Source organism: Streptomyces roseus (assembly GCF_001044425.1).
Taxonomy (GTDB): domain Bacteria; phylum Actinomycetota; class Actinomycetes; order Streptomycetales; family Streptomycetaceae; genus Streptomyces; species Streptomyces roseus.
Genome location: NZ_LFML01000115.1, coordinates 1 through 7,172, shown reverse-complemented (window position 1 = coordinate 7,172; position 7,172 = coordinate 1). Strand labels below are relative to the sequence as shown.

Annotated in this window: 5 protein-coding genes and 1 pseudogene; 1 reads left to right on the top strand and 5 read right to left on the bottom strand. The window is 75.3% G+C overall.

What is annotated here, in order from left to right:
• Both ACS04_RS25910 and ACS04_RS25905 read right to left on the bottom strand, forming a co-directional pair.
• Positions 1–460: pseudogene (locus tag ACS04_RS25910) on the bottom strand (aminoglycoside phosphotransferase family protein); the annotation flags it as partial.
• A 231-nt stretch (positions 461–691) separates the two neighbouring features.
• Positions 692–877: a hypothetical protein gene (locus ACS04_RS25905; protein WP_048479189.1), complete on the bottom strand. Its 186-nt coding sequence runs from the start codon at positions 875–877 to the stop codon at positions 692–694.
• Between the two features lie 562 nt (positions 878–1,439).
• On the opposite strand from ACS04_RS25905, the gene ACS04_RS25900 reads away from it, so the two are divergent.
• Positions 1,440–2,687 carry a serine/threonine-protein kinase gene (locus ACS04_RS25900; RefSeq protein WP_078865340.1) on the top strand — a complete coding sequence of 416 codons (1,248 nt, stop codon included), beginning with the start codon at positions 1,440–1,442 and terminating at the stop codon, positions 2,685–2,687.
• Here ACS04_RS25900 and ACS04_RS25895 read toward each other — a convergent pair.
• The 3 genes from ACS04_RS25895 to cobT form a co-directional block, all read right to left on the bottom strand.
• Positions 2,684–3,529 (bottom strand): TrmH family RNA methyltransferase, encoded by an 846-nt coding sequence (locus tag ACS04_RS25895; RefSeq protein WP_048479188.1) that lies wholly within the window; start codon positions 3,527–3,529, stop codon positions 2,684–2,686. The genes ACS04_RS25900 and ACS04_RS25895 overlap by 4 nt on opposite strands.
• Before the next feature lie 58 nt (positions 3,530–3,587).
• Positions 3,588–4,808, bottom strand: a complete 1,221-nt coding sequence (cobA, locus tag ACS04_RS25890) for a uroporphyrinogen-III C-methyltransferase (RefSeq protein ID WP_048479187.1) — start codon at positions 4,806–4,808, stop codon at positions 3,588–3,590.
• 160 nt (positions 4,809–4,968) lie between these two features.
• The coding region (gene cobT, locus ACS04_RS25885; RefSeq protein WP_048479186.1) for a nicotinate-nucleotide--dimethylbenzimidazole phosphoribosyltransferase at positions 4,969–7,172 on the bottom strand (2,204 nt) is incomplete at its 5' end.

Here is a 7,172-nt window from a genome sequence, read left to right as displayed (position 1 = left end):
TCCGCACCGCGCCGGGAGCCGTGGCCCGGTACAGCCGGCGCAGGGCGCGGGCGAGTTTGGCCGGGCCGCGCATCGGGGGGACCGGGCCGGGCAGCCGGTGCAGGGGGACCTGGTGCAGGGCCGCCAGCAGCCGCCCGGCCGCCTCCCAGGGCGCGTCCTCGGGCCGCTCCGGGTCGACCGGGGCCCCGTACGGCCACAGGGAGACCGGCCGGCCCCCGAGGTCGCCGACCTCGGGACGGAGCGGGGCCAGCAGCACCCCGGCCAGCGCCTCGTCGGCGGCGATCCGCATCCGCACGGCCAGGTCCGCGCGGTCGCTGTCCCCGGCGTGCGCCTTGGCGACGATCTCGCCGCAGCGCACGACGGTCCCGTCCTCCCGTTCGGCGAGCAGCTCGTACGGGGCGCCCCGCTCCCCCGCGCCGGCGTACGCCGCGAGGGCGGCGGGCAGTGGCTGCTGGTTCATCGCGGCTCCACGGCTCCCGTCGCTGGCTTCCCGGAAGCAGATTACGGAACCCCGGGGCCGCGTGGAGCGGCGGACGGCCGCGTGGGAGGACATGAGAAAGGGTGCTGCCCGTCCGACTCCCCAGTCGTACGGGCAGCACCCTTCACCTGCCGTCCGTCGCGCCCCCGTCCCCACGGGGTGCGACAGGCCGATGTCCCGGTCCGGGCCGCTCTCCCGGACCTGGGGCGCCGCTCAGCGCCCCAGCATCACGCCCACGGACGACGCCTGTGCCGCCACCTGGTCGAATCCTCCGAAGAGGAAGAGCAGGAGGGCGGCCAGGGGGAGCACCATGGCCGCGGCCACCAGTGGGTGGCGCGTGCCGGACTCGTGGCCGTTGAACGCGAATGCCTTGCGTCCGTGCCGCGCGGTGTCCGCCATGGTCCTCTCCCTGTCGGTTGCAGCGGCGGGCTTGTGACCTCGGGGGACGAGTGCTCCACCCGCCGCTTGTCCTCAACACTAGGTGCGGCGCGGATACCCGGCGTCCTGCCTTCGTACCCTTTGACAGGCCTCCAAGAGGATGACGGACCGCGACGCGTGTACTCCCCTGGGTGGAGACCGCTCCCCCGTTGTGAGGGTCATCCCGGAGGGGATGACCGGAGGGTAGTGAGTTCTCTCACTTCCGTCACTCCCCGCGCATGCGTGTCCGCCGACGGGGTAGACACAAGATCACCCCGCGCCGCCCGGCCGGCGCCCGCGCCGCGGGCGGCCGCACGCCCCGCGCACGACCCCCGCCGGATGCCCAATCCCCTTGGCGCGAGGGCCGTTTGGCCGTACCGACAAGTGCCGTACGGGCAGGGGTCCGTGTGGGTGAGGGACCCTCAAGTGGGTTGCCCCGCACTGACAATCGAATCTTCCGGCGAGGGCGCGGCCTCTGAGCGCTCGTGGCGGATGGTCCGTAAGCTGTGGCACGTCAACAGGACGACCGGTCAGCGGGGTGGACATGGCGATGATGCGGCTCCGGCGCGAGGACCCGCGTGTCGTCGGCTCGTTCAGGCTGCACCGACGGCTCGGTGCCGGCGGCATGGGCGTGGTCTACCTGGGGTCGGACCGGCGCGGCCAGCGGGTCGCGCTCAAGGTGATCCGGCCCGACCTGGCCGAGGACCAGGAGTTCCGCTCGCGCTTCGCGCGCGAGGTGTCCGCCGCCCGGCGCATCCGCGGCGGGTGCACGGCGCGTCTGGTGGCCGCGGACCTGGAGGCGGAGCGCCCGTGGTTCGCCACGCAGTACGTGCCCGGCCCGTCCCTGCACGACAAGGTGGCCGAGGAGGGTCCGCTCACGGCCGCGCAGATCGCCGCCATCGGGGCCGCGCTCTCCGAGGGACTGGTGGCCGTGCACGAGGCGGGGGTCGTCCACCGCGACCTCAAGCCCTCGAACATTCTCCTGTCCCCCAAGGGCCCCCGGATCATCGACTTCGGGATCGCCTGGGCCACCGGCGCGAGCACGCTCACGCACGTGGGCACGGCCGTGGGCTCCCCCGGCTTCCTCGCCCCCGAACAGGTGCGCGGGGCCGCCGTCACCCCGGCGACCGACGTGTTCGCGCTGGGGGCCACCCTCGCCTACGCGTCGACCGCCGACTCGCCCTTCGGACACGGCAGTTCCGAGGTCATGCTGTACCGCGTGGTGCACGAGGAGCCGCATCTGATCGGGGTCCCGGACGCGCTGGCGCCCCTCGTACAGGCCTGTCTGGCCAAGGATCCGGAGGACCGGCCCACCACCCTCCAGCTGTCGATGCGGCTGAAGGAGATCGCGGCCCGCGAGGCGCAGGGGCTCTCCGACGGGCGCCCGCCGGCGCAGCGCGCGCGGGGCGCCGAGCGGCCGACGGGCCGGCTGCCCGACGCGTACGCGGACCAGCGCACGGAGCGGCGTACGGGCGGCATCCCCGCGCCCCAGGGACCCGAGCAGGGTCACGGGCACGGCCAGGGGCAGGGCGGCGGCCCGAACAGCGGTGGGCACGCGCGGCCCTCGAACTCCCGGCCCTCGTCCCCGCGGCCCCCGTCCTCGCGGAACCCGGGCGGCCCGTCGTCGCGTCCGACGGCCGGTCGCACGGGCGGACGCCAGGCCCCCCGGACGACGGGAGCGGGCCGGCGCCCCTCGCGGCCGGACCCGCGGCTGATGCGGCAGCGCCTGATCGTGTTCGTCGTCGTGACGCTGATCGTGGCGCTGGGCATCGCCGCCGCCCAGAAGTTCTAGAGCTCCGGGGCGGCCTGGGCCCGGGGTGGGCGGGTCGCGTAGAAGGCCACCGCCGAGGCCGCGGCCACGTTCAGGGAGTCGATCCCCTCCGCCATCGGGATCCGTACCCACTCGTCGGCCGCGCGCAGCGCGTACGTGGACAGGCCGTGCCCCTCGGAGCCGAGCATGATCGCCGAGCGTTCGAAGCGCTCCGGCGGCACCTGGTCCAGGGGCGTGGCCTTCTCGCTCGGCGTCATCGCCAGGATCCGGTAGCCCGCCTCGCGGACCTTCTCCAGGTCGGCGGGCCACTGCTCCAGGCGCGCGTACGGGACGGAGAACACCGAGCCCATCGAGACCTTGATGGCGCGCCGGTAGAGGGGGTCCGCGCAGTCCGGGGAGAGCAGTATCGCGCTGATGCCGAGGGCCGCGGCGCTGCGGAAGGCGGCGCCCAGGTTGGCGTGGTCGACGAAGCCCTCGAAGACGGCGATGCGGTGGCCCGCCTCCGCCGCCTCGGCCGCGAGCAGCTCGTCCGCCGCCGGCAGCGGCTTGCGCTGCATCGAGGCGAGGGCTCCGCGGTGCACGTGGTAGCCGGTGACGCGTTCGGCGAGCTCGGGGGTGACGGCGTAGACCGGCGCCGGGAGCTCGTCGATGACGTCGCGCATGACGTCGACCCACTTGGCGGAGAGCAGCATCGAGCGCATCTCGTACCCGGCGTCCTTGGCACGTCTGATGACCTTCTCGCCCTCGGCGATGAACAGGCCTTCCGCGGGCTCGCGCCGGCGCCGGAGTTCGACGTCGGTCAGGCCCGTGTAGTCGCGCAGACGCGGGTCGTCGGGGTCTTCGACGGTGATGAGATCAGCCACAGGGTGATACTGCCTTGTCCGGGGTGAGGTGCCAACGGCCGTGCGGGCCGCGGGGGTTTCAGGCGGCGGGCGCGGCGGGGGCCGCGACGGTGACGACCTCGCCGATCACGATGACCGCGGGCGGGCGGATCTCCGCCGCCCGTACGGTCTCGCCGACGGTGGCGAGGGTGGCGTCCACGCGCCGCTGGGTGGCCGTGGTGCCCTCCTGGACGACCGCGACGGGGGTGCCGGCGGGGCGGCCGTGGCGCACCAGGGCCTCGGCGATCAGGCCGATCTTGTCCACGCCCATGAGGATCACCAGGGTGCCGGTGAGCTTGGCGAGGGAGGCCCAGTCCACCAGGGAGCGCGGGTCGTCGGGGCCGACGTGGCCGCTGACCACCGTGAACTCGTGCGCCACCCCGCGGTGGGTGACCGGGATGCCGACGGCGCCGGGCACCGAGATGGAGCTGGAGATGCCGGGGACGACGGTGCAGGGGATGCCGGCCTCGGCGAGGGCCTGGAGTTCCTCCATGCCGCGGCCGAAGACGTACGGGTCGCCGCCCTTGAGCCGGACCACGGCCTTGCCGGCCTTGGCGTGCTCGATCAGGGCGTTGTTGATGGCCTCCTGGGCCATGTAGCGGCCGTACGGGATCTTCGCGGCGTCGATGACCTCGACGTGCGGCGGGAGTTCGTCGAGGAGGTCGCGCGGGCCGAGCCGGTCGGCGATGACCACGTCGGCCTCGGCGAGGAGGCGGCGCCCGCGGACGGTGATCAGGTCGGGGTCGCCGGGGCCGCCGCCGACGAGGGCGACGCCGGGCGTGCGGGGGCGGTTCCTGGTGAGGGAGCCGTCGCGCAGCCCCTCGACGACCGCGTCGCGGACGGCGGCGGAGCGGCGGGGGTCGTTGCCGCTCAGGACGGCGACGGTGACGCCCTCGACGCGGCCGGTGGCCGGGGTCCAGGCGGTGGCCGCCTCGGCGTCGTCGGCGCGCACGCACCAGACGCGGCGGCGCTCGGCCTCGGCGGAGGCGGCGTCGTTGGCGGTCCGGTCGCGGGTCGCGATCAGCGCGTACCAGGCACCCTCCAGGTCGCCGTCCTGGTAGCGGCGGCGCTCCCAGCGGATCTCGCCGGTCTCCGCCATGGCGTCCACGGAGGGCGTGGCCGAGGGCGAGACGAGCAGGACGTCGGCGCCGGCCGCGACGAGCGCGGGGAGCCTGCGCTGGGCGACCTGGCCGCCGCCGATGACGACGACGCGGCGGCCGGCGAGACGGAGTCCTACGGGGTAGGCGGAGTGTTCGGCCATTGCGGTGCGGCTCCCGGTGCGGCGGTATGTGCAGGCCGCTGCTGCGCTGGAGCGGCTTTGGGTGTGACGTGCGGTTTTGCTGTCCGGGTCCACGATACGACCCGGCACGTCCGCCGCTGCGCGGGGCCTTTCGCCACTCGCCCCGCGCAGCGGGCCCCGGCTACTTCTCGGTGACTCCGGCCGAGTCGAAGGTGGCGACCTCGTGCATCGCGCGGGCCGCGCTCTGGACCAGCGGGAGGGCCAGCAGGGCGCCCGTGCCCTCGCCGAGGCGCAGGTCCAGGTCGACCAGCGGACGCAGGCCCAGCTTGTTCAGGGCCGCCACGTGGCCCGGCTCGGCGCTGCGGTGGCCCGCGATGCACGCCGAGAGGGACTCCGGGGCGATGGCCCGGGCCACCAGGGCCGCGGCTCCCGCGCTGACGCCGTCCAGGATCACGGGGGTGCGCAGCGAGGCGCCGCCGAGGAGCAGGCCGACGATGGCCGCGTGCTCCAGGCCGCCGATGGCCGCGAGGACGCCGATCGGGTCCGCCGGGTCCGGCTGGTGGAGCTCCAGTGCGCGGCGTACGACCTCGACCTTGCGGGCGTGGGTCTCGTCGTTGATGCCGGTGCCCCGGCCGGTGACCTCCGCCGGGTCGACCCCGGTGAAGACCGAGATCAGGGCCGCCGACACGGTCGTGTTGGCGATGCCCATCTCGCCGGTCAGCAGGGCCTTGTTGCCCGCCGCGACGAGGTCGCGGGCCGTCTCGATGCCCACCTCGATGGCCGCGACGGCCTCCTCGCGGGTCATCGCCGGGCCCGTGGAGAGATCGGCGGTGCCCGGACGGACCTTGCGCGGGAGCAGGCCGGGGGTGGCGGGGAGGTCCCCGGCCACGCCGACGTCGATCACGCAGACCTCGGCGCCCACCTGGTTGGCGAAGGCGTTGCAGACCGCGCCGCCGCCCAGGAAGTTCGCCACCATCTGCGTGGTGACCTCCTGGGGCCAGGGGGTGACGCCCTGGGCGTGCACCCCGTGGTCGCCCGCGAAGATCGCGACCGCGGCCGGCTCCGGGATCGGCGGCGGGCAGACCCGGGAGAGGCCGGACAGCTGTGCGGAGATGATTTCGAGCATGCCCAGGGCGCCGGCGGGCTTGGTCATGCGCTTCTGGCGTTCCCACGCCTCGCCCAGCGCCTTCGCGTCGAGCGGGCGGATGCCGGCGACGGTCTCCGAGAGCAGGTCGTGCGGCGCCTCGCCGGGCAGCGCGCGCCGCCCGTACGTCTCCTCGTGCACCACCCAGGCGAGCGGCCGGCGCTGCGACCAGCCGGCCTGCGCCAGCTCGGGCTCCTCCGGGAACTCGTCCACGTAGCCGACGCACAGGTAGGCGACGACTTCCAGGTGCTCCGGCAGTCCGAGTTCGCGGACCATCTCGCGCTCGTCGAAGAAGCTGACCCAGCCGACGCCGAGGCCTTCGGCGCGCGCGGCGAGCCAGAGGTTCTCGACGGCGAGGGCCGAGGAGTACGGGGCCATCTGCGGCTGGGTGTGGCGGCCGAGGGTGTGGCGGCCGCCGCGGGTGGGGTCGGCGGTGACGACGATGTTCACCGGGGTGTCGAGGATGGCCTCGATCTTGAGTTCCTTGAACTGCTTGGCCCGGCCCTTGGGGAGCGACTTCGCGTAGGCCTCGCGCTGGCGCTGGGCGAGCTCGTGCATGGTCCGGCGGGTCTCGGCCGAACGGATGACGACGAAGTCCCAGGGCTGGGAGTGGCCCACGCTCGGCGCGTGGTGCGCGGCCTCCAGGACGCGCAGGAGCACCTCGTGCGGGATCGGGTCGGTGCGGAAGCCGTTGCGGATGTCGCGGCGCTCGCGCATGACGCGCAGCACGGCCTCGCGCTCGGCGTCCGCGTACGCGGGGGCGGCCTCGCCCGGGTGGGACTCGACCGCGGGTGCGAGGGGGACGAACTGCTCGGGCGCGGCCTCGGCGGCGGCCTCGGCCACCGGCTCGGCGGCCGGTACGGCGACCGGCTCGGGCTCCGGCGCGGCGGGCGGCTCCGGGGCGGCTTCGGCCGCCGCTCCGGGATCCGCTGCCACGGCCTCGGCCTCGGCCGCCGGGGCGGCCTCCGGTACGGGCTCCACGGCGACGGGGGCCTCGGGGGCGGCCGCTTCGGCGGCTTCGGCGGGCTCGGGCGCCTCAGGGGCCTTCACCATCGCTGCCGCGGGCTCCGGCGCGGCCTCGGCCACGAGGGGCTCGGGCTCCGCGGCGGGCGCCGCCGGGGCCTGTACGGGCTCCGCGGCGACGGGCTCGTCGGCGACGGGCTCCGGCGACGGCTCGGCGGCGGGCACGACCTGCTCGGGCTGCGGCACGGCGGCCGGCTCCGGCTGGGGCGCCTCCGGGG